This window comes from Acidovorax sp., assembly GCF_046339755.1.
In the GTDB taxonomy this organism is placed as follows: Bacteria; Pseudomonadota; Gammaproteobacteria; order Burkholderiales; family Burkholderiaceae_C; genus Acidovorax.
The window spans coordinates 1-21,099 of record NZ_JBKDTZ010000230.1 but is presented as its reverse complement, the minus strand read 5'-3'; the positions used below and the strand labels follow the sequence as shown (position 1 = coordinate 21,099).

Below are 21,099 nucleotides of genomic sequence, written 5' to 3'. Positions count from 1 at the left end.
GCTCATCCCTCTCGCAGGCGCAGCAGCGTCTGGCTCATGAGCGCCCGCAGCGCGGGCGCACGCACCGGCTTGGCCAGAAAGCCCCAGCCGCGCTCGGCCGCCTGGCGCCGCAGCGTGGCGTCGCGCTCGGCCGTCACCAGGATCACGGCGGGGGCCTGGCCCCAGCGGTCGCACAGCTCTGTGTACACCTCGGGGCCATGGTGGGTGGCGCCCAGGTGCACGTCCAGCAGCCCCAGGTGCGGTGCCTGGCCGCGTTCGGCGTGCGCCAAGGCTTCCGGGGCGCCGCCGGCCAGGGGCACCTGGCAGCCCCAGCGTTCCAGCAGCGCCCGGGTGGCGGTGCAGGTCGGGCCATCGTCCTCGATCACCCAGGCGCTGCTGCCGTGCAGCGGCGCGTCGTCGGGGTTCTGCTGCGCGGCCGCAGGTGCCGGGGCTGGGTGCACGGCGGCCGCATCGCCCAGAGGTACGCAAACCCAGAACACGCTGCCGCGCCCGAGCTGCGAGCGCAGCCCGATGGGGTGGCCCAGCAGGCGGCCCAGGCGCTCCACGATGGCCAGGCCCAGCCCCGCGCCCCGGTCGTCGGCGCGGCCCTCGTCCAGCCGGCGAAACTCCTCGAAGATCTCGCGCTGCAGTGCCTCGGGAATCCCGGGCCCCTGGTCGTGCACCTCGATGCGCAGCTGGCTGTTCCCCATGCGCCGGCAGCCCACCACGATGCGCCCGCGCCGGCTGTAGCGGATGGCGTTGGAGACGAAGTTCTGCAGGATGCGGCGCAGCAGGTTCTCGTCGGTGCGCACCACCTGGCGCGTGGGCACGCAATGGAGCGTGAGGCCCTGGCTCTCGGCCAGTACGCCGAAGTTGTGCGCCAGCACCTGCAGCAAGGGCCCCAGGGCCACGTCGTGGATACGCACCTCGAGCTGGCCCGACTCCATGCGCGAGATGTCGAGCAGGCTGCTCAGGATCGCGTCCTGCGATGCGAGCGCACCGTCGATGCTGTCCACCGTGCGGCGCTCGGCGTCGTCGTGCAGGTGGCTGCGCAGCAGCGAGGTGAACATGCGTGCGGCATTCAGCGGCTGCAGCAGGTCGTGCACGGCCGCCGCCACGAAGCGGGTCTTGTAGCGGTTGGCCTGCTCGGCTTCGCGCCGGGCGGCGTCCAGGTCGCGCGTGCGGTCGGCCACGCGCTGCTCCAGCGCATCGGCCCGCGAGCGCAGCTCGCGCGCGGCGATCTTGTAGCTGGTGATGTCGGCATAGCTCGTCACGAAGCCGCCCTCGGGCAGCGGGTTGCCGCGGATCTCCAGCACCGTGCCGTCGCCCTTGGCGCTTTCGTGCAGGTGGGGCAGCCCGCTGCGCAGGTGCGACAGGCGCCGCTCGATGGACTCCTCCACCGGCCCCGCGCCCAGCAGGCCGCGGCGGGCGTTGTGGCGCAGCAGGTCCTCGATGGGCCGGCCCACCTGCATCAGGTCGGCGGGGTAGCGGAACAGCTGCACATAGCGCGAGTTCCAGGCCACGAGGTTCAGGCCGGCGTCGATGATGACCACGCCCTGGGGCAGGTGCTCCAGGCTGCGCGACAGGCCCGTGTCGGTCTGTTGCGCTGCCTGTTGCGCCGCCTGCACGATGCCGTCCTGCGCGGTGCGCAGCTCCTGCGCGTGCTGCTGCAGCACGGTCTCCAGCTCCTGCCGGCTGCGCTGGCGCAGGTTCGCCAGGCGCTGGCGCTGGCGCACGAACAGCACGAGCAAAGCCAGCGCCAGCCAGCCGCCCCCGCCGGCCGCTGCCGCCCAGCGGCTGTCGGCCACGCTGCTGTGGGTTGCGTGCACCAGGTGCAGCTGCCACGGAGTGCCAGGCAAAGGCTGGGTCTGCCACAGCAGGCGACCGGGCGGGCCTGGCAGGTCGGGCGTCTGCATGCGTACCAAGCGTCCGCCGTTGTCCATGTGCTCGTCCACCCGGTAGGTGAGCGGGCGCAGCGGCTGGTCCGAGTACTGCCGAGTGGCGGCCAGCTCGCGCCGTTCGGCGTCGGACAGGGGTTCGAGCAACCGGTAGCGCCAGGCATCCTGGCTGGCCAAAAACACCACACCATGCGCGTCGGACGCGAGCACGATGTCCTCGGTCTGCAGCCATTCACGCTCCAGTTCCTGCAGCGCAATCTTGATCACCACCCGGCCCAGCGGCTCGCCCTTGCCGTCGCGGATGGCCTGCGACAGGAAATAGCCGGGCTCGCCCGTCGTCACCCCGATGCCGTAGAAGCTGCCGCTGCCCTGGGCCAGGGCCTGCTGGACATAGGGGCGAAAGCTGTAGTCCACGCCCACGTTGCTGGTGGCGCTGCGCCAGTTGCTGGCGGCCACGGCCAGGCCGTCCCGGTTGATCAGGGTCAGGGTGGAGGACTGGCTGGCGCCATTGGCGCGCTCCAGCTTGCGGTTGAGCCCATCCACCTCGGACGGGCTTTGCGGCCGGCTCAGCGCCTCGTACAGCTGCGCGTCCAGCGCCAGCACCTCGGGCAGGGTGCGGTAGCGGTCGATGCGCTGGCTGAGCGTCTGCCCGTACAGGGCCAACTGGCGCTGCACGCTGTCACTTTCTTCGTGGAGCGAATGCTGCCAGGCCCATTGCCCGGCCACGAACATGCTGGCCGCCATGCCGGTGAGCAGGATGAGCACAGTCCAGAACTTGCGGCGGTGGGGCAGGGGCATGGCAGGGGCGGGGACTGGTGTCCGCAGGCGGTTGTCAGTGCGCGGTCGGCAGGGAGAGAACGGTCGCACGCACCGGCGCGGTGCGCATGGGAGTGTGCCGCAGCTTCCCTCGGGATAAGTATTTCCACTAGGGTCCGCGGGCGTTCTCCCTATGGCGGCGCCAGCGACTACTACCAATTAGCTATCTGCTGAAACGGCGTGCAGCGGTACAAACGGCAGCCTCGACGCACCCCGGTGGTGCGGTTCCCGTGACTTCTGGAGTCCCCCATGCACGCCATTCCTGCCCAGGCCGCCCAACCGGTGCGTTTGCCTTTCTACCGCCAACTGTATTTCCAGGTGGTGATCGCCATTGTCCTGGGCGTGCTGCTGGGCCACTTCGAGCCCGCCTATGGCGAGGCACTCAAGCCGCTGGGCGATGCCTTCATCAAGCTGGTGAAGATGATCATTGCCCCGGTGATCTTTTTGACCATCGTCACCGGCATCGCGGGCATGTCGCAGCTGTCCACCGTGGGCCGCGTGTTCGGCAAGGCCATGGCGTACTTCCTGTTCTTCTCCACGCTGGCGCTCATCGTCGGCCTGGTGGTGGCCAACGTGGTGCAGCCCGGTGCGGGCATGAACATCAACCCGGCCGACCTGGACCAGACGGCCGTGAAGACCTACGTGGCCAAGTCGCACGAGATGACGCTCACCGGCTTTGCCATGGACATCATCCCCAAAACCCTGGTCAGCCCCTTCGTGGGCGACAACATCCTGCAGGTGCTGCTGGTGGCCGTGCTCTTCGGCATCGGCCTGGCCATGGTGGGCGAGGCCGGCCGCCCGGTTCAGAACTTCCTCGAAGCGCTGACCAGCCCGGTGTTCAAGGTCGTGGCCCTGGTGATGAAGGCCGCGCCCCTGGGCGCCTTCGGCGCCATGGCCTTCTCCATCGGCAAGTTCGGCCTGGGTTCGCTGGTCAACCTGGCCTGGCTGGTGGGCTCGTTCTACATCACCTCGCTGCTCTTCGTGCTGGTGGTGCTGGGCTTCGTGTCGCGCCTGTGCGGCTTCTCGGTGCTCAAGCTGTGCCGCTACCTCAAGGCCGAGCTGATGCTGGTGCTGGGCACCTCGTCCTCCGAATCGGCCCTGCCCTCGCTGATGGAAAAGATGGAAAAGGCCGGCTGCAGCAAGTCGGTGGTTGGCCTGGTGGTGCCCACGGGCTATTCCTTCAATCTGGACGGCACCAACATCTACATGACCCTGGCCGCGCTGTTCATCGCCCAGGCCACCAACACCGAGCTGACGCTGGGCCACCAGGTCGCCCTGCTGCTCGTGGCCATGCTCAGCTCCAAGGGCGCGGCCGGCGTCACGGGCGCGGGCTTCATCACCCTGGCCGCCACCCTGGCCGTGGTGCCCGAGGTGCCCGTGGCCGGCATGGCGCTGATCCTGGGCGTGGACCGCTTCATGAGCGAATGCCGCTCGCTGACCAACTTCATCGGCAATGCGGTGGCCACCGTGGTGGTTTCGCGCTGGGAGAACGCGCTCGACTACAGCCGCCTGACCGCTGCGCTCGACGGCCACCCGCTGCCGGAAGAGGCAATCCCCATGTCAGCACCTGTGGTGCCGGCCGCCGTGGCGCGCACGGTCGCCTGATCGCTGGCAGGCCCCGTTGCCGGGCCATGGTTTTGCAAGAAGGGGCATGCCTGCACGGGCAGCCCCTTTTTTTGCATGCAACCGCCGGCCCAGGGACCGGTCAGGAAGGGCGCCTACTCATGCCGGCCCGTTCCTCGCGCACAATCGCCGCCAGGCCTCCCCACAAGAAAAGGAATTGCGATGACCCTCGAAGCCGTACTGGCCGCCCTGCACATAGTGGCCATCTTGACCCTGGTGGTGTTCCTGTCGAGCCAGGCCGCGCTGTGCCGCATCGAATGGCTCAATGCCGCCGTGGTGGAGCGTCTGGCGCGGCTGGACGCGATCTACGGTGCATCGGCCATGGTGCTGGTCGCCACGGGGCTGGCGCGCGTGTTCTGGGGCGTCAAGGGCCTGTCCTGGTATATCTCCCAGCCCATGTTCCACATCAAGATCACGCTGGTGGTGGCCATCGCCATCCTGTCCATCTTTCCGACCATCGCTTTCCGGCGCTGGCTGCGCCAGCTGCGCGCCGACGGCTCCCTGCCCGATGCGCGCGAAGTGACCCGGGTGCGCCGCCTGGTGATGGTCCAGGCCCACGTGATTCCAGTGGTGGCGGTCATTGCGGTGTTCTGGGCCCGGGGCTGGTAGGCAACAAAAGTAAACCCGCCGGGCGGGCCCACCGGGCGGGTTGGCTTGGTGAGCGGGCGAACTGCTGCGCTCAGCGACTCACTTCTTCAGGCATTCGCTCATGAAGGCCTTGCGCTCGTCGCCCTTCTTGCCGGCGGCTTCGGCGTTGCAGGTCTTCATCTTGTCCTGCTGGGTGGCAGGCTTGTTGGACAGGCAGGTCTTCATGAAGGCCTTGCGCTCGTCACCCTTCTTGTCGCCTGCTTCGGCATTGCAGGTGGCCATCTTGTTCTGCTGCTTGGTGGGGGCTGCGGCCGAGGCGGCTGCTGCGGGCGCGGAAGCCTTGGCAGCAGGGGCATCGGCAGCGTGCGCCGCGCCGAACGAAAGGACCAGGCTCATGGCCGTCAGGGAGAGAAGCTTTTTCATGATGTAGTGCTCCGGTGGTAAGGGCGTCCAGTGCAATCCGCATCGGACTGCCCGATTACAACGTACGGCCCCCCGGCGGCGCTGACAGCGCGTGCCGGCCGCCAGGAATGTTTGCAATCTGTTGCGCCTGCGCAGCGCTTCGGATGCGCAGGGGGTTGCGTGCGCAAGACACCTTCTGGGGGCGGTCATGGCCCGCCCCGTAAAATCCCCGGATGCTCTCTGTCAAACACGATCTGCTGGCCGCGCTCGCGGCCGAGCTGGACACCCTGTCCCCTGGCGCGGGCGCCAAGGCGGCCTTCGAATCCCCCAAGGTGGCTGCGCATGGCGATTTCGCCTGCACGGCCGCCATGCAGCTGGCCAAGCCGCTCAAGCTCAATCCGCGCGCGCTGGGCGAGCAGCTCAAGGCCGCGCTCGAAGCCACGCCCGCCTTCACGCGCTGGGTGGATGCCATCGAGATCGCCGGCCCCGGCTTCCTGAACATCCGCTTGAAGCCCGCGGCCAAGCAGGAGGTGGTGCGCGAGGTGCTGTCCGCCGGCGAGCGCTTCGGCTACCAGGCCGACCGCGGTGCCAAGGTGCTGGTCGAGTTCGTCTCGGCCAACCCCACGGGCCCGCTGCATGTGGGCCATGGCCGCCAGGCCGCTCTGGGCGATGCCATCTGCAACCTGTTCGCCACGCAGGGCTGGAACGTGCACCGCGAGTTCTACTACAACGACGCGGGCGTGCAGATCCAGACGCTGACCCACAGCACCCAGCTGCGCGCCAAGGGCTTCAAGCCCGGTGACGAGTGCTGGCCTACCGACCCCGACAACCCGGCCAGCAAGGCCTTCTACAACGGCGACTACATCCAGGACATCGCCAACGACTTCCTGGCGAAGAAGACCGTCAAGGCCGACGACCGCGAGTACACGGCCAGCGGCGATGTGGACGACGTGGAGTCGATCCGCCAGTTCGCCGTGGCCTACCTGCGCAACGAGCAGGACAAGGACCTGCAGGCCTTCAACCTGAAGTTCGACGAGTACTACTTGGAATCGAGCCTGTACACCAGCGGCCGCGTCGAGGCTGCCGTGGGCAAGCTCGTGGCCAATGGCAAGACCTACGAGCAGGACGGCGCCCTTTGGCTCAAGAGCACGGACTATGGTGACGACAAGGACCGTGTGATGCGCAAGAAGGACGGTAGCTACACCTACTTCGTACCCGACGTGGCCTACCACATCGCCAAGTGGGAGCGCGGCTACACCAAGGTCGTCAACATCCAGGGCACGGACCACCACGGCACCATCGCGCGCGTGCGCGCCGGGCTGCAGGCGGTCGAGGTGGGCATCCCAGAGGGCTACCCCGACTATGTGCTGCACACCATGGTGCGCGTGGTCAAGGGCGGCGAAGAGGTCAAGATCAGCAAGCGCGCGGGCAGCTACGTGACCCTGCGCGACCTGATCGAATGGACCAGCAAGGATGCGGTGCGCTTCTTCCTGCTCAGCCGCAAGCCCGACACCGAGTACACCTTCGACGTGGACCTGGCCGTGGCGCAGAACAACGACAACCCGGTGTACTACGTGCAGTATGCGCATGCGCGCATCTGCTCGGTGCTGCGCAGCTGGGCCGAGCAGGGCGGCGGCGACGTGGCCTCGCTCCAGGGCGTGGACCTGTCCGCCCTGGAAGGCCCGCAGGCCCAGGCGCTGATGCTGCAGCTGGCCAAGTACCCCGAGATGCTGACCGCCGCCGCCGATGGCGAGGCACCGCACGACGTCACGTTCTATCTGCGCGACCTGGCCGCCAGCTACCACAGCTACTACGATGCCGAGCGCATCCTGGTGGACGACGAGGCCGTCAAGCGCGCGCGCCTGGCCCTCGTCGCCGCCACCGCGCAGGTACTGCACAATGGCCTGGCTGTGCTGGGCGTATCGGCTCCGGCCCGAATGTAAGCAAGCAACCACTACCATGAAGAACAAGCAACTGGGCGGAACCATCATCGGCTTTATCGTGGGCGTGATCTTCGGCCTGGGGACCGCGCTGGCGGTCGCCGTGTACGTGACCAAGGTGCCCGTGCCCTTTCTGAACAAGGGCGGCGCACGCGGCACCGAGCAGGATGCCGCCGAAGCGCAGAAGAACAAGAACTGGGACCCGAACTCGCCGCTGTACGGCAAGAACCCGGCGCGCCCGCCCGCAGCTGCGGCTTCGGCACCTGCCACGGCGGGGGTGGCCCCGGCGCCCGCGCCCACCGCATCGGCACCGGCCGTGGCTGCGGCCACCGACCCGCGTGCTGCCGCATCGTCGGCCAAGCCGGCCGCAGCGGCTGCCGCCAAACCCGGCAGTGCCGACCCACTGGGTGACCTGGCGGCCGCCAAGGCCGCTGCCGCGCCCGGCAACAGCGCCGACCCGTTCGATTATTTCGTGCAGGCCGGTGCCTTCCGCACCCAGGCCGATGCCGATGCGCAGCGTGCCAAGCTGGCCATGCTGGGCTGGGAGGCCCGCGTGAGCGAGCGCGAGCAGAATGGCCGCACGGTGTTCCGCGTGCGTGTCGGCCCCTTCACCAAGCGTGACGATGCTGCCCAGCTCAAGGACAAGCTCGACACCACCGGCGTCGAGTCGGCCCTGGTGCGGGTGCAGCGCTGAGCGCGGGCCTGCCTGAACTTTTTCCGGGGGCGTGGCTCACACCCCCACACCCGACCCTAGGAGAGTCACTTTCATGAAACGCCGCGAGTTTTCCCTGTCCGCCGCTACTGCAGTGGCTGCATCTGCCCTGACCCTGCCTGTGGCCGCCCCCGCGCTTGCGCAGCCGCGCCAGTTCAAGGAGGGCAAGGACTACCGCAAGCTCGACAAGCCCGTCACGCCCGACGCGCCGGCGGGCAAGGTCGATGTGATCGAATTCTTCTGGTATGCCTGCCCCCATTGCAATGCCTTCGAGCCCACGCTCGAGGCCTGGATCAAGTCCGCCCCCAAGGACCTGAGCATCCGCCGCATCCCTGTGGCCTTCAACGCCAGCTTCGTGCCCTTGCAGAAGCTGTATTTCACACTCGAAGGCATGGGCAAGGTCGCCGACCTGCATGCCAAGGTCTTCCGCGCCATCCACGTCGAGAAGGTCAAGCTCGCCAAGGACGATGAAATCATGGCCTGGGTCGCCACCCAGGGCGTGGACGTGGCCAAGTTCAAGGAAATCTACACCTCGTTCACCGTGTCCAACCAGGTGCGCCGTGCATCGCAGCTGCAGGATTCCTACGGGGTGGAAGGCGTGCCTTCTATGGGCGTGGCCGGCCGCTTCTACCCCGATGGCACCATGGCCGGCAGCATGCGGGTGGTGCTGCAGGTGGTGGAGCACCTGGTGGGCACGGTCCGCAAAGCCTGACCGCTTGCTGGCAGGACTGGTTTCTGCATGTGCCAAAAGCCCGCATCCGCGGGCTTTTTTCATGGTGTGTCGCCACGGGTGGCTACAATGATCTGCAAGATTCGTGCCCTATGAACTACCGCATCCTCCCGATCCTCCTCCTCTCGGCCCTGGCTGTTGTCCAGACTGCGGCCCATGCCGAAAAGGCCGACCGCAACAAGCCCATGAACATCGAGGCCGACGCGTTGCGGCACGATGAGCTCAAGCAGACCAGCGTGTTCACCGGCCGGGTGGTCATGACCAAGGGCACCATCGTGCTGCGTGGCGCGCGCCTGGACGTGCGCCAGGACGCCGATGGCTACCAGTTCGGCGTGGTCACCGCGGAGCCGGGCAAGCGTGCCTTCTTCCGGCAAAAGCGCGACACGTTGCCGGGCGCGCCCGACGAGTTCATCGAAGGCGAGAGCGAGGTCATCGAGTACGACGGCCGTGCCGACAACGTGAAGTTCATCACCCGTGCCGAGCTGCGGCGCTTCCGTGAATCCACGCTGACCGACGAGATCACCGGGCAGGTCATCGTCTACAACAACCTGACCGACGTGTTCACCGTGGATGCCAAGCCGCGCAGCGGCACCAATGCCGCAGGCGATGCCCAGGCGTCCGGCGGCCGCGTGCGCGCCATCCTGTCGCCCAAGGAAACCCCGGCCGGTGCCGCGGCTCCGGCCGCGCCGGCCTCCGGCACCACCCTGCGCCCCAGCAGCACCCTCGGCGGCGGCGCCAAGTGAGCGAGGCTGCCGTGAACACCGTCGCCGCGTCCCCGGCGGAAAGCCGGCTGGAGGTGCATCACCTCGAAAAGTCCTACGGCAGCCGCAAGGTCGTCAAGGACGTGTCGCTGGTCGTGCAAAAAGGCGAAGTCGTGGGGTTGCTCGGCCCCAACGGCGCGGGCAAGACCACCTCGTTCTACATGATCGTGGGCCTGGTGCGCAGCGATGCCGGTGACATCCGCATCGATGGCCATTCGGTGGCCCACATGCCCATCCACCGGCGCTCGCGCCTGGGCCTGTCCTACCTGCCGCAGGAAGCCTCGATCTTCCGCAAGCTCACGGTCGAGGAGAACGTGCGCGCCGTGCTGGAGCTGCAGCGCGGTGACGATGGCCAGCCGCTGTCGCGTGCGCTGATCGAGGAGCGCCTCACGGCCCTGCTGAACGAGCTGCGCGTGGAGCACCTGCGCGCCTCGCCCGCGCTCGCCCTGTCTGGTGGTGAGCGCCGCCGGGTGGAGATCGCCCGCGCGCTGGCCACGCAGCCGCGTTTCATCCTGCTCGACGAGCCCTTTGCCGGCATCGACCCCATTGCGGTGATCGAGATCCAGCGCATCATCGGCTTCCTGAAGGCCCGCGGCATCGGCGTGCTCATCACCGACCACAACGTGCGCGAGACGCTGGGCATCTGCGACCACGCCTTCATCATCAGCGACGGCCACGTGCTGGCCCAGGGCACCCCCTCCGAAATCGTCGACAACGCCGAAGTGCGCCGGGTGTACCTGGGTGAACACTTCCGCATGTAGCAGACCGATGGACTGTACGTTTGCCATGCACCTGCGTTTGCGGCAGCCCCCGGGGGCTGTGCGATGAAGCCCGGCCTGTCGCTGCGCGTATCGCAGCACCTGGCGCTCACGCCGCAGCTGCAGCAATCCATCCGGCTGCTGCAGCTGTCCACGCTGGAACTGGGCCAGGAGGTCGAGCAGATGCTCGACGAAAACCCGTTCCTCGAACGAAATGCCGATGAGGCGCCGCGCGAGGAATTCGGGGTGGAGACGGCCGATGCGCCGGCGCAGTCCGACGACTACAGCTCCGACGAGGCGGTCTACTCCAACGCCCCGGGCAGCAATACATCGAGCGAATCCGTGGCCGACACCTCCCCGGGCGATGCGGAGCTGGGCAGCAGCGCCAGCGATGAACCGGACTGGAGCGGTGACGGCACCGTGGATGTGTCGCCCAACGATGCCGAGTGGGGCGGCGATGCGCCGGCCCGCACCCGCAATGATGCCGAGGGCGACGAAGCCGACGCCACCGAGCTGGCGCGCTCGCACGAATCTCTCACCGCCTTCCTGCACCGCCAGGCGCTGTCGCTGCGCCTGTCCGAGGTGGACAGTGCGGCGCTGCGCTTCCTGATCGAGTCGCTCAACGACGACGGCTACCTCGAAGAGCCCCTGGAAGAGCTGGCCATCGCGCTGGCGGGCCCGGACGACCTGGAGCAGATCGAGGAACTGGTGCACCGCTTCACCGTGGCCCTGCGCCTGCTGCAGAACCTGGAGCCCGTGGGCGTGGGCGCCCGCAACCTGGGCGAATGCCTGACCTTGCAGCTCGCGGCCCTGGCCGCCGACGAGGACAGCGATGCCGACCCCGACACCGTGCAGACCGCGCTGCGCGTGTGCCAGCAGCCGCTGGAGATGCTGGCGCGCCGCGACATCCGCCGCCTGACGCAACTGTGCGGCGACGGCGAGGAGCGCACGCGCGCCGCCATGGCCCTGATCGCCCGGCTGGAGCCGCGCCCGGGGCGCAAGTTCGTCGACGTGGAGCGCAACATCATCGTGCCCGACGTCATCGTGCGCAAGGCCGGCCGTGCCAATGGCCGCGACGGCCAGCACAACTTCATCGTGGCCCTGAACCCCGACGTGATGCCGCGCCTGCGCGTGCACGACATCTATGCCGGCGCCCTGCGCGGCCACAAGGGCGGCGAGGGCCACCAGGCCATGCAGCAGCGCCTGCAGGAGGCGCGCTGGTTCATCAAGAACATCCAGCAGCGCTTCGACACCATCCTGCGCGTCTCGCGCGCCATCGTCGAGCGGCAAAAGAGCTTCTTCACCCATGGCGAGCTGGCCATGCGCCCGCTGGTGCTGCGCGACATCGCCGACGAGCTGGGCCTGCACGAGTCCACCATCAGCCGCGTGACCACGGCCAAGTACATGGCCACGCCCATCGGCACCTACGAGCTCAAGTACTTCTTTGGCTCGGGCCTGGGCACGGAAACGGGTGGCAATGCGTCGAGCACGGCCGTGCGCGCGCTCATCAAGCAGTTCGTCGCGGCCGAAAGCCCGGCCAAGCCGCTTTCGGACAGCCAGATCGCCGAGATGCTCAAGGAGCAGGGCATCGAGTGCGCGCGCCGTACCGTGGCCAAGTACCGCGAGGCGCTCAAGATTGCGCCCGCCAACCTGCGCAAAGCCTTGTGATCAACCGGGCCGGGTGCGGAAGGCCCGGCTGGAGACGCGGACCGCATTGTCATCGGTGTCCGTCAGGGCGTTTTCGCGGCCGGCGCACGCCGCATCGAGCGCAGCAATTCCAGCGCCTGGGCCGTGGGCTCCTGGGGAGCGCCGTTGACCAGCACCGTGAAGGTCACGCGCAGCTCGTTCATGCCCAGCACGCCCTGGGTCAGGTGCTTGTAGCCATCGGGTTCGGGCGCGCGGTCGGTGGCCGAGAAGTAATAACCCGTCTTGCCCGGGGCGCCCAGTTCCTGGAGGGGCAGATCGCGTTCGACGGCCTTGGGTTGGGCCCGGGTGGCACCTGCCTGCACCAGCGCCCGCAACTCCTCCGCCGTGGGGGCCCTGGGCGCACTGCCCACGGGCCAGATGGGCGTGATAAGCATCTGCAAGGCCTTGGCGTCCAGGCCGCTGATGGCCACCGAGGGCGGCAACTCCGCGTGCGGGCGGCGGACTTGGGCGCGCCACGGCGCGGGCAGTTCGATCACCAGGTCATCGTGGCCGGGCAGGGGAACGCGCAGTTCTTCGGCCAGGGCGGGCAGGCACAGGGAAAAGGCGATCAAAGCGAGGGCGGTGCGGAACATGGGGGCTCTTTTACGGGCGTTTGGCAAAAACGGCGTCGTAGGACTGGGTACTGAAGCCGTTCACCCGCTGGCCATTGGTGAGCAGCACTGGCACACCGCGCGCACCGATCTGCGCAAAGGCAGCCTTGCCGGTCGGGGTGTCCACATCGAATTCGCGGTAGGCAATGCCCTTGCCTCCCAGATAGGCCTTGGCCGCCTTGCAGTACCCGCACCAAGTGGCCATGTAGAGCGTCACCTCGCCCCGGGGCTGGGCCGCTTTTGGGGCTTCTGCGGGCGCTTGGCCGGGCGCGGCGGGGGGGGCAGCGGGTTGCCCGGGACCACACTGATGGGTGGGGCCTCGAGCTTCATGGTCTTTTGCGCCGAACCGGACGCGGGAGGCTGGTCGCTGTAGACCACCTTGCCATTCGGGTCCACGGACTTGTAGAGCGTCTGGGCATGTGCCGTGCCCGTGAGCGCAGCCACGACCAGGGCGAGGATCAGGCTGCAGCGCAGGGTATGCATGGAGGCTCCGGGTAAAATCGGGATCCTGGGAGCATAAGAGACCTCTGCCACCCCGCGGCCCGTTGGGGCCATGCCTCACCCATATGGGGCACACTCGCAGCCCCCGATGCCCCTTGGCGGGCTTTCCTGGAGGGCGTAAACGCCCCCCGGTTCCCTGCCTTTTCCCGACTTCCTGTTTCCCCGCGCCATGGCCCGCATTGTTTTCGACCTTCCCGCGCATTTCGGCTTTTCCACCGAGCTGCAGATCTACATCAGCCACGTCAACCAGGGCGGGCACCTGGACAATGCGCAACTGCTGAGCCTGGTGTCCGAGGCGCGCGTGCGCTTCTTCCAGTCGCTTGGCTACCCCGAGGCGGACGTGGGCGGCCTGTCCACCGTGGTGGGCGACATCGTGGCCCAGTACAAGTCCGAAGGCTTCCATGGCGAGACCATGCGCGTCGAGATGGCGCCCCAGGACCTCAACCGCTACGGCTTCGACCTCATCTTTCGCATGACCGAGAAGACCTCGGGCCGCGAAGTGGCGCGCGGCAAGGTCGGCATCGTCTTCATCGGCCGCAGCGACCGCAAGGTGGCGCCCATCCCCGAGTCCATCCGCCAGTTGCTGCTGGCGCGCGCCGCCTCGCCTGCCGCGTAAGCGCGTATCCTGTCGCCCAGTGCCATGAACCAACTCCAACTTTTTCTCCCCTGCGCCGCCGGTGTCGAGGGCTACCTGGCCGACGAGGTGCACGCCATCACCGGCCTCACGGGCCAGGACCTGCTCGTGGGCCGTGGCGGCGTGCTGCTGCGCGCTTCGTGGCGCCATGCGCTGCTGCTCAACCTGCACAGCCGCCTGGCGCAGCGCGTGCTGGTGCAGCTGGCGCACCGGCCCTACCGCTCCGAGAACGACCTCTATGGCATTGCCAGCGAGGTGGCCTGGGAGATCTGGTTCACCACGCGCCAGACCTTCAAGGTGGAGGTCACGGCCCAGCACAGCCCGCTGCAGAGCCTGAACTTCGCCGGCCTGCGCGTGAAGGATGCGGTGGCCGACCGCTTCCGTGCCAAGACCGGCGTGCGGCCCGACGTGAACACCCAGTGGCCCGATGTGCGCATCCACCTGCACCTGACCACCGAAGAGGCCACGGTCTACATCGACACCTCGGGCGAGCCGCTGTTCAAGCGCGGCTGGCGTGAGGACAAGGGCGATGCCCCGCTCAAGGAAACCCTGGCCGCCGCGATGATCGCCGCCAGCGGCTGGGACCCGCTGGGTGACGCGCCCGTGCCGCTGTACGACCCCTGCTGCGGCAGCGGCACCATCGCCATCGAGGCGGCGCAGATCGCCTGTCGCATCCCGGCCGGCATGCTGCGCCGCTTTGCGTTCGAAAAGCTGCTGCCTTTCCAGGGCCATGTGTGGTCGGCCATCCAGGCCGAGGCTGAGAGCGCCATCCGCCCAAGCCCCGTGCCCATCTTCGGCAGCGATGTGGCCCACCGCATGGTCGATTTTGCCCAGCGCAATGCCGAGCGTGCCGGCGTGGCCGATGCCGTGCAGCTGCGCGGCGGCGACGCCCTGCAGCGCATGCCGCCGAGCGAGCAGCCTGGCGTCATGCTGCTCAACCCGCCCTATGGCGAGCGCATTGCCGCCGCCGGTGCAGCGGGCCGCAATGCCAATGAGCGTGCGGCCGAACGCGCCCAGGGTACCAGCGTGGGCCGCGAGGCCGCGCACACCGACGATGGCGGCGAGTTCTTCGCCCAGTTGGCGACGCACTGGAAGAAGAACTACTCCGGCTGGACCGCGTGGATGCTCACGCCCGACCTCAAGCTGCCCGGCAAGATGCGCCTGAAGGAGTCGCGCCGCGTGCCCATGTGGAACGGTCCCATCGAGTGCCGCATGTTCCGCTTCGACATGGTCAAGGGTGCAGTGCGCGAGCGTGCTGGCAAGGCCCCGGGCGACGGACCACGCGATGCGGGTTGAACTCTCCCTGCCGGCCGAAGCCGCAGCGGGTGAGCCCGCACGCCCCGTGGTGGTGGACACCAATGTCGCGCTGGACCTGCTGATCTTCTCCGACCCGGCCACTGTGCCGCTGCGCCAGTTGCTGGCCGAAGGCCGCCTGGCCTGGATCGCCACCCAGGTCATGCGCGACGAGCTCGAACGCGTGCTGGCCTACCCGCACATCGTGGGCCGCATGGACTACTACCAGGTCGATGCCGCGCGGGTGCTCGCCGCCTTCGATGCGCAGGCGCGCATCGTGGACATCGCCCCGCGCGTGGCCTATGTCTGCAAGGACACCGACGACCAGAAGTTCATCGACCTGGCGGCCCAACACCGCGCCATCCTGCTGAGCAAGGACAAGGCCGTGATCTGCATGCGCAAGCGCCTGCTGACGCTGGATGCCCACGTGGCGACAGCGCTGGTGCTGGAGATGGCGGGCGAGCCCGCCTCCGCCTGAGCCCGGCGCCCCGCTTTCAGCGGTCGAAGCTGAAATCGCCCGCTGCGTGCACCTGCCACGCACCCTCGCCCTTGAGCTCCAGCACATGCGTGTGGTGCTTGAGCACCGCGGGGCGGTGGGCAATGCTGATCAGCGTGGTGCCGCTGGCACGCAGGCGTTCGTAGAGCGCGGCCTCGTTGGCGCTGTCCAGCGCACTCGTGGCTTCATCCAGGATCACGATGCGTGGCGCGCGCGCCAGCACGCGGGCAAAGGCCAGGCGCTGCTGCTCGCCGATGGACAGCTGCTTTTCCCAGTCGTGCGAGGCGTCGAGTCCGCCCACGCGTCCGGCCAGCGATTCGAGCTGCACTTCCTGCAACAGCTCCAGCAGACGTTCGTCCGTCAGATCGGTCTCGTTCATGGGGTAGATGATCTGACTGCGCAGCGTGCCCATCTGCATGTACGGGCGCTGCGGCAGAAAGAACATTTCTTCCATAGGCGGGTGCTGCACGGCACCGCTGCCGGTGCGCCACAGGCCCGCGATCGCGCGCAGCAAGGAACTCTTGCCGCAGCCGCTGGGCCCGGTGATCAGCAGCGCATCGCCGGTCTGCAGTTGCAGCGACAGGTCCTGCACCAGCAGGCGGCCGAACTGTGGCGTGTAGAGCGTGAGCCCCTCGATGGCCATGGCCTCGCCGATGCGCGAGGAGATCTGCGGCGCAGGCTCTGCAGGGGGCTCCTGCGGACGGTCGGTGCGCGGCGCGGCCGCAGGTTCGGCCCAGGGGGTGGGTGCGGCAGGGGTCTTGAGGACCACCTGCGACAGCGCGTGCAAGCGGTCGATGCCGGCCACGAAGCGGCTCAGGCTCTCGAAGTTGTCCACGATGAGCGACACGGCACCCAACACCGCTGCAAAGGCGCCCGCCGCCTGGATGGCACGCCCCACCTCGAGTTCGCCCGAAAGCACGCCATTGGCCAGGATGATGCTCGGCAGCACCAGCGTGAGCTGGCTGAACGAGCGCTGGAACAGGTTGAGCGAACGCTGCTTCTTGATGAGCCGCGCGTAGTTGGTGAACGCCGCCTCGAAGCGGTGGTCGATCTGCGCGCGCTCCTGCGGCTCGCCGCGGTAGAAGGCGATGGACTCTGCGTTCTCGCGCAGCCGCATCAGACCGAAGCGGAAGTCCGCCTCGCGCCGGATCTGCCAGAAATTGAGCCGGATCAGCGGCGCGCCGAAGAGGTACAGCGCACCTAAGGTGCCCACCAGCGCATACACCGCGAGAAAGGCCACCAGCACCTTGGAAATGGACCACAGCACCGCGCTGAAGGCCACGAGCTGCATGAGCGAGCCCAGGAAGATCAGCAGGAAATGCGTGGACCGGCCGGTGAAGGTGTTGATGTCCTCGCTGATGCGCTGGTCCGGGTTGTCGATGTCGCTGCCGGTACCAAGCTCGTAGTATTTGCGCTCGCCCAGGTAGCCATCCAGGAAGCGGTGCGTGAGCCAGCGCCGCCAGTGGTTGGAAAACGCGTCGCGCATGTAGTAGTAGAAGGCGTACACCGGCACCGCGAAGGCCAGCACGATGAGGCTGGCGCGCACGGCCGACCAGAAGCGGTCGGCCTGCTTGGCGGCCAGGGCCGAGGTCATCTCGCCTGTCTTGTCGATCAGCAACACTGCTAGCTGTGTCTCGCAGACCATCAGACCGATCAGCAGCGCGAGCAAACCCCAGGCAGTTTTTTTCTTCTCGCCCATCCAGTAGGGGCGGGCCACGCTCATGAACTGTTTCCATGCCGAGAGCGAGAGGGTAGGAGGGCGGCGGCGACGGGGATTCTTTGCGGCCGGCGGCGGTGATGCGGGAGCGGGTGGTGCTGAAAGGGTGGCGGCAGAAGTGGACATGGGAAGAGGCAAAAGGAGGCAAACGGGAGCACCGCCAGCACGATAGGCGGCCGGCCGGTCTGCCTCTGTCAGCCAATGCCTACAGCCCGCTAAGGACGGGCGCGCTTTGCGCGCAGTCCATGCTCACGGGCATGGTTCAAGGCCCTAGCAGGTCGTAGGCCGCGCGCACACGCTGCATGTCGCGGCCCAGCTTGCGGTTTTGCGGCAGGTGGCGCATCCAGCCCATGCGCCCGACGCTGCGGGCCATCACGGCCTGCAGCTCGGGGCTGCCGGCGGCGATCCAGGCCGCCCACAGGGCGCGGGCATCGTCGAGCGCGCCCACCAGGCGCAGGTAGATGGCGGTGGAGTGGGCGTAGCAAAGCGCGTCGCGCGCATGGCACACGGGCAGCGGCAGAACGGCGGCCGGGTCGTCCTCGAAATCGATGTAGCCCACCACACCATCGGGGCAGCGCACCAGGTTGCGCGCAAACGCCTGGCTCAGGCAGGTGCCCGCTGCATGCACCTGCGCAATCGCCGCCAGGCCCTGCAACCACAGGGCCAGCACGGCGGCAGGACCGGCGGATACGGCATGGTCGATCTCGTTGCCCAGCGAGGGTGTCTGCTGCGCCGGGCGGCCCAGGTGGCGCATCAAAAAGCCGTCTTCCTGCGCCGCCAGCACGGTGGGCACGCGCAGGCCGCGGGCCTGCAGGTCGCGCAGGCGCCGCACTTCGGTGGCGATGGCCTCGTTCCCGCCCCGGTTGGGCACGGGGCGCAGCACGTCCAGGCGCAGCACCGAGGCCAGCGCTGCCATGGCGCGGTAGCGGCCCGGGCCATGGGGGGCTCCGGCCTTCTTGAGCCAGACCTGCTCGTCGCCCAGCCGGTAGCTGGCCACGTTGAACTGCTGCTGCGCGAGCTGCTGGCGCAGGTAGCCTGCGTAGTCGATGGTGTTGCCGTCCGGGGTGATGTCAGGGGCCTGGCCTGCGTCCGCTGTCATACGGCGGCGTTGGCGGGCAGGTCGCTGGCGGCTGCAACGACGGCATGGGCCACTTCCACGTGGTGGGGCACCGACGGCTGCAGCACCGGCTCGCTGGCCGCAAAGCTGTGCGCGCTGGCCAGGGGCCAGTACAGGCGGAACACGTTGTGCTGCGCGTCGAGCGGCCCCAGCAGGGCGCCGGGCTGCATGCGCGTGATCAGGTTGGACAAGAGGCGCACCTCGGTATCGCTGATGCGGCGCACGATGTGGTGGGCCGTGATGTCCTGGGGGTGCTGCAGGCCGGCGGCCTGCACCAGCTCCTGCAGCGCATGCAGGGTGCTGCGGTGGAACTGCGCCACCCGCGAGGCCTTGTCGGGCACCACCAGGGCCTGCTGGCGCTGGTGGTCCTGCGTGGTCACGCCCGTGGGGCAGTGGCCGGTGTGGCAGCTTTGCGCCTGGATGCAACCCAGCGCCATCATGAATCCGCGCCCGGCGTTGCACCAGTCGGCGCCCAGGGCCATCATGCGCGCGATGTCGAAGGCCGTGATCACCTTGCCGGCGCAGCCGATGCGCACGCGCTCGCGCAGGTTCACGCCCACCAGGGTGTTGTGCACCAGCAGCAGGCCCTCCTGCAGCGGTGCGCCCACATGGTCGCTGAATTCCACGGGCGCGGCGCCCGTGCCGCCCTCGGCCCCGTCGACCACGATGAAGTCGGGTGTGATGCCGGTGACCAGCATGGCCTTGACGATGGCGAACCATTCCCAGGGATGGCCCAGGCAGAACTTGAAGCCCGTGGGCTTGCCGCCCGACAGCTCGCGCAGGCGGCCGATGAACTGCATCATCTCCACCGGGGTGGAAAAGGCGCTGTGGCGCGAGGGCGAAATGCAGTCCTTGCCCACGGGCACGCCGCGCGCGGCCGCGATCTCGGGTGTCACCTTGGCCCCCGGCAGCACCCCGCCATGGCCCGGCTTGGCGCCCTGGCTGAGCTTGAGCTCGATCATCTTGACTTGCGGGTCCTGCGCATTCGCGGCAAAGCGCTCGGGGCTGAAGCTGCCGTCGTCGTTGCGGCAGCCGAAGTAGCCCGAGCCGATCTCCCAGATCAGGTCGCCGCCGTGCACGCGGTGGTGCTGCGAGATCGAGCCCTCGCCCGTATCGTGTGCAAAGCCACCCTTCTTCGCCCCCTGGTTGAGCGCCAGCACCGCATTGGCCGACAGCGCACCAAAGCTCATGGCCGAGATGTTGAACACGCTGGCATGGTAGGGCTGGGTGCAGGGCGAGACGGAGCGCGACGGGGAATCGGGGCTGCCGCCGATCCACACCCTGAAGTCGTGTGACGTGAGTTGCGTGGGCGCCATGGAGTGGTTCACCCATTCGTAGCCCTGGGCGCCCACGTCCAGGTGCGTGCCGAAGGGCCGGTTGTCGGGTTCGCCCTTGGCGCGCTGGTAGACCAGCGAGCGCTGGGCCCGAGAGAACGGCGCGGCCTCACTGTCGCTCTCGATGAAATACTGGCGCACCTCGGGGCGCACGTACTCGAGCATGAAGCGGATGTGCCCGATGACCGGGTAGTTGCGCAGGATGGCATGCCGCGTCTGGCGCAGGTCGTACACCCCCACCGCCACGAGTCCCCCCAGGACCAGAACCAGCGGCAGTCCCACGCCGAACACCACCAGGGCGAACAGCGCCAGCAGCAGGCCCAGCACGCACAGGGCAAACGCCGTGTAGCGCACCGGGTACAGGGAGTTGAGTTGGTGGATCATGGGTGTTTGTCCTGGATTTATGCGGGCGCGGGCGACAGGGCTACACTTGGCCGCCTCAGCACGGGCGTTGTCACCGCCGCCCGCACGGTGCCCCGGCCTCTTCCTGCGCGGCGCACCGGCGCATCATAAGTAAAACTGTGCTTCCTGCCGCGTTCAAGGAGCCTCTGCCATGACCGAACCCACCGAAAAACCCGACACCGATCCCGAAACCGCTGCGCTGGCCCCCGCTCTGGGGCCTGACGAGCTCGAGGAAATCGACAATATTCTCGACGACCTGCGCTCGCGTGGCGACGAGATTCCCCAGTGGGAGTTCTGCGACGGTTTCCTGGCCGCCGTGGTCTGCAGCCGCCGCCCCATCGCGCCAGCCGAGTACCTGCCCATGCTGCTGGGCGATGGCGCCGCACTGGACGTAGCCGAGGGCGAGCCCCTGCCCCTGCTGCCGGTCTTTGCCGACGCGGCCCAGCAGGCGCGCTTCCTGGAGCTGTGGACACGCCGCTGGAACGAGGTCGTGCAGCAGCTCGACGCCAAGGTGGACCGCCTGGACGACGAGCGCCCCTACCAGCCCGAAGCCATGGCCATGCGTGGTGCCGTGGCCAGCCTGACCGAGGAGCAGCGCGCCGAGATGGACTCCGACCAGGAGGAGATCCCGTCCTTCGGCCAGATCTGGGCCCTGGGCTTCATGTTTGCGGTGGAAAACTGGCCCGAGGACTGGGCCGCGCCGCGCGACAAGGAGGCCGCCCAGTGGATCAATGACGCGCTGGACAGCATCGTCGCCCTGACCGAGGACGACACCGGCAAGCCCGAGGTCTGCATGTTCGACGAGAACGGCCCGCCCAGCACCAGCCAGGCCCGGGTGGAAGCCTTCGGCGAGGCCATCTGGGCCGTGTACGACCTGCGCCAGGTCTGGAAGAGCCTGGGCCCGCGCGTGGAACCCCTGCGCAAGGCCACCGAAACGTGCCGCAAAGACCCCTGCCCCTGCGGCAGCGGCAAGAAGTACAAGAAGTGCCACGGCGCCAACTGAGCGGCGGCTGAGCCCTTTCCTTTGGCCCGCCGTGCTTGCGGTGGGCCGGTCCTGCTTTCCTGTTCCCATCCCGGTGTTGACCGTGCGCGCCTGTGGCG

The 21,099-nt window shown here is 68.2% G+C and carries 20 protein-coding genes; 12 read left to right on the top strand and 8 right to left on the bottom strand.

What is annotated here, in order from left to right; genetic code table 11:
- Positions 1–2: 2 nt before the first annotated feature.
- Positions 3–2,675 carry a PAS-domain containing protein gene (locus ACK59X_RS19415; protein ID WP_409959878.1) on the bottom strand — a complete coding sequence of 891 codons (2,673 nt, stop codon included), beginning with the start codon at positions 2,673–2,675 and terminating at the stop codon, positions 3–5.
- A gap of 267 nt (positions 2,676–2,942) precedes the next feature.
- On the opposite strand from ACK59X_RS19415, the gene ACK59X_RS19410 reads away from it, so the two are divergent.
- Both ACK59X_RS19410 and ACK59X_RS19405 read left to right on the top strand, forming a co-directional pair.
- Positions 2,943–4,298 (top strand): dicarboxylate/amino acid:cation symporter, encoded by a 1,356-nt coding sequence (locus tag ACK59X_RS19410; RefSeq protein WP_409959876.1) that lies wholly within the window; start codon positions 2,943–2,945, stop codon positions 4,296–4,298.
- A gap of 180 nt (positions 4,299–4,478) precedes the next feature.
- A complete protein-coding gene (locus ACK59X_RS19405; protein WP_409959874.1) occupies positions 4,479–4,925 on the top strand; it encodes a DUF2214 family protein in 447 nt (148 codons plus the stop codon).
- Positions 4,926–5,003: 78 nt separating this feature from the next.
- Here the strand turns inward: ACK59X_RS19405 and ACK59X_RS19400 are convergent, their stop codons facing one another.
- Positions 5,004–5,327: a PsiF family protein gene (locus ACK59X_RS19400; RefSeq protein WP_409959872.1), complete on the bottom strand. Its 324-nt coding sequence runs from the start codon at positions 5,325–5,327 to the stop codon at positions 5,004–5,006.
- A 212-nt stretch (positions 5,328–5,539) separates the two neighbouring features.
- Between ACK59X_RS19400 and argS the strand changes: the two genes are divergently transcribed.
- The 6 genes from argS to ACK59X_RS19370 all read left to right on the top strand — a co-directional run bounded on the left by argS (position 5,540) and on the right by ACK59X_RS19370 (position 11,875).
- Complete coding sequence (argS, locus tag ACK59X_RS19395; protein ID WP_409959870.1) at positions 5,540–7,249, top strand: arginine--tRNA ligase; 1,710 nt, start codon at positions 5,540–5,542, stop codon at positions 7,247–7,249.
- 16 nt (positions 7,250–7,265) lie between these two features.
- Entirely contained in the window at positions 7,266–7,940 is a 675-nt protein-coding gene (locus tag ACK59X_RS19390) for an SPOR domain-containing protein (protein WP_409959868.1), read from the top strand.
- 73 nt (positions 7,941–8,013) lie between these two features.
- A complete protein-coding gene (locus ACK59X_RS19385; RefSeq protein WP_409959866.1) occupies positions 8,014–8,670 on the top strand; it encodes a thiol:disulfide interchange protein DsbA/DsbL in 657 nt (218 codons plus the stop codon).
- A gap of 110 nt (positions 8,671–8,780) precedes the next feature.
- The gene (gene lptA, locus ACK59X_RS19380) at positions 8,781–9,431 is read left to right on the top strand and encodes a lipopolysaccharide transport periplasmic protein LptA (RefSeq protein ID WP_409959864.1); all 651 of its coding nucleotides are present in this window, start codon (positions 8,781–8,783) and stop codon (positions 9,429–9,431) included.
- 11 nt (positions 9,432–9,442) lie between these two features.
- Positions 9,443–10,210, top strand: a complete 768-nt coding sequence (gene lptB, locus ACK59X_RS19375; protein ID WP_409959862.1) for an LPS export ABC transporter ATP-binding protein — start codon at positions 9,443–9,445, stop codon at positions 10,208–10,210.
- Between the two features lie 63 nt (positions 10,211–10,273).
- Positions 10,274–11,875 carry an RNA polymerase factor sigma-54 gene (locus tag ACK59X_RS19370; protein WP_409959860.1) on the top strand — a complete coding sequence of 534 codons (1,602 nt, stop codon included), beginning with the start codon at positions 10,274–10,276 and terminating at the stop codon, positions 11,873–11,875.
- Between the two features lie 62 nt (positions 11,876–11,937).
- On the opposite strand, the gene ACK59X_RS19365 is transcribed toward ACK59X_RS19370, so the two are convergent.
- The 3 genes from ACK59X_RS19365 to ACK59X_RS19355 are packed head-to-tail and all read right to left on the bottom strand — an operon-like array spanning position 11,938 to position 12,987.
- Positions 11,938–12,486, bottom strand: a complete 549-nt coding sequence (locus ACK59X_RS19365; protein WP_409959858.1) for a hypothetical protein — start codon at positions 12,484–12,486, stop codon at positions 11,938–11,940.
- Between the two features lie 10 nt (positions 12,487–12,496).
- On the bottom strand, positions 12,497–12,709 hold the full coding sequence (locus tag ACK59X_RS19360; protein WP_409959856.1) for a glutaredoxin family protein: 213 nt from the start codon (positions 12,707–12,709) through the stop codon (positions 12,497–12,499).
- Between the two features lie 8 nt (positions 12,710–12,717).
- Complete coding sequence (locus ACK59X_RS19355; protein ID WP_409959854.1) at positions 12,718–12,987, bottom strand: DUF4124 domain-containing protein; 270 nt, start codon at positions 12,985–12,987, stop codon at positions 12,718–12,720.
- 187 nt (positions 12,988–13,174) lie between these two features.
- Here ACK59X_RS19355 and ACK59X_RS19350 point away from each other — a divergent pair, with 187 nt between their 5' ends.
- From ACK59X_RS19350 to ACK59X_RS19340, 3 genes are read left to right on the top strand one after another with little or no spacing between them, the layout of a single operon-like run.
- Positions 13,175–13,621, top strand: a complete 447-nt coding sequence (locus tag ACK59X_RS19350) for an acyl-CoA thioesterase (RefSeq protein WP_409959852.1) — start codon at positions 13,175–13,177, stop codon at positions 13,619–13,621.
- Positions 13,622–13,645: 24 nt separating this feature from the next.
- Positions 13,646–14,935, top strand: a complete 1,290-nt coding sequence (locus tag ACK59X_RS19345; RefSeq protein WP_409959850.1) for a class I SAM-dependent RNA methyltransferase — start codon at positions 13,646–13,648, stop codon at positions 14,933–14,935.
- Positions 14,925–15,410 (top strand): putative toxin-antitoxin system toxin component, PIN family, encoded by a 486-nt coding sequence (locus ACK59X_RS19340; RefSeq protein WP_409959848.1) that lies wholly within the window; start codon positions 14,925–14,927, stop codon positions 15,408–15,410. The genes ACK59X_RS19345 and ACK59X_RS19340 overlap by 11 nt, the downstream gene beginning before the upstream one ends.
- 16 nt (positions 15,411–15,426) lie before the next feature.
- On the opposite strand, the gene ACK59X_RS19335 is transcribed toward ACK59X_RS19340, so the two are convergent.
- From ACK59X_RS19335 to ACK59X_RS19325, 3 genes are all read right to left on the bottom strand, one after another.
- Positions 15,427–17,151: an ABC transporter ATP-binding protein/permease gene (locus tag ACK59X_RS19335; RefSeq protein ID WP_409959846.1), complete on the bottom strand. Its 1,725-nt coding sequence runs from the start codon at positions 17,149–17,151 to the stop codon at positions 15,427–15,429.
- Between the two features lie 256 nt (positions 17,152–17,407).
- Positions 17,408–18,244, bottom strand: coding sequence for a hypothetical protein (locus ACK59X_RS19330; protein ID WP_409959844.1), 837 nt, complete (start codon positions 18,242–18,244; stop codon positions 17,408–17,410).
- Entirely contained in the window at positions 18,241–19,980 is a 1,740-nt protein-coding gene (locus ACK59X_RS19325; RefSeq protein WP_409959842.1) for an FMN-binding glutamate synthase family protein, read from the bottom strand. The genes ACK59X_RS19330 and ACK59X_RS19325 overlap by 4 nt, the downstream gene beginning before the upstream one ends.
- Before the next feature lie 169 nt (positions 19,981–20,149).
- Here ACK59X_RS19325 and ACK59X_RS19320 point away from each other — a divergent pair, with 169 nt between their 5' ends.
- Positions 20,150–21,001, top strand: a complete 852-nt coding sequence (locus ACK59X_RS19320; RefSeq protein WP_409959840.1) for a UPF0149 family protein — start codon at positions 20,150–20,152, stop codon at positions 20,999–21,001.
- Positions 21,002–21,099 lie beyond the last annotated feature (98 nt).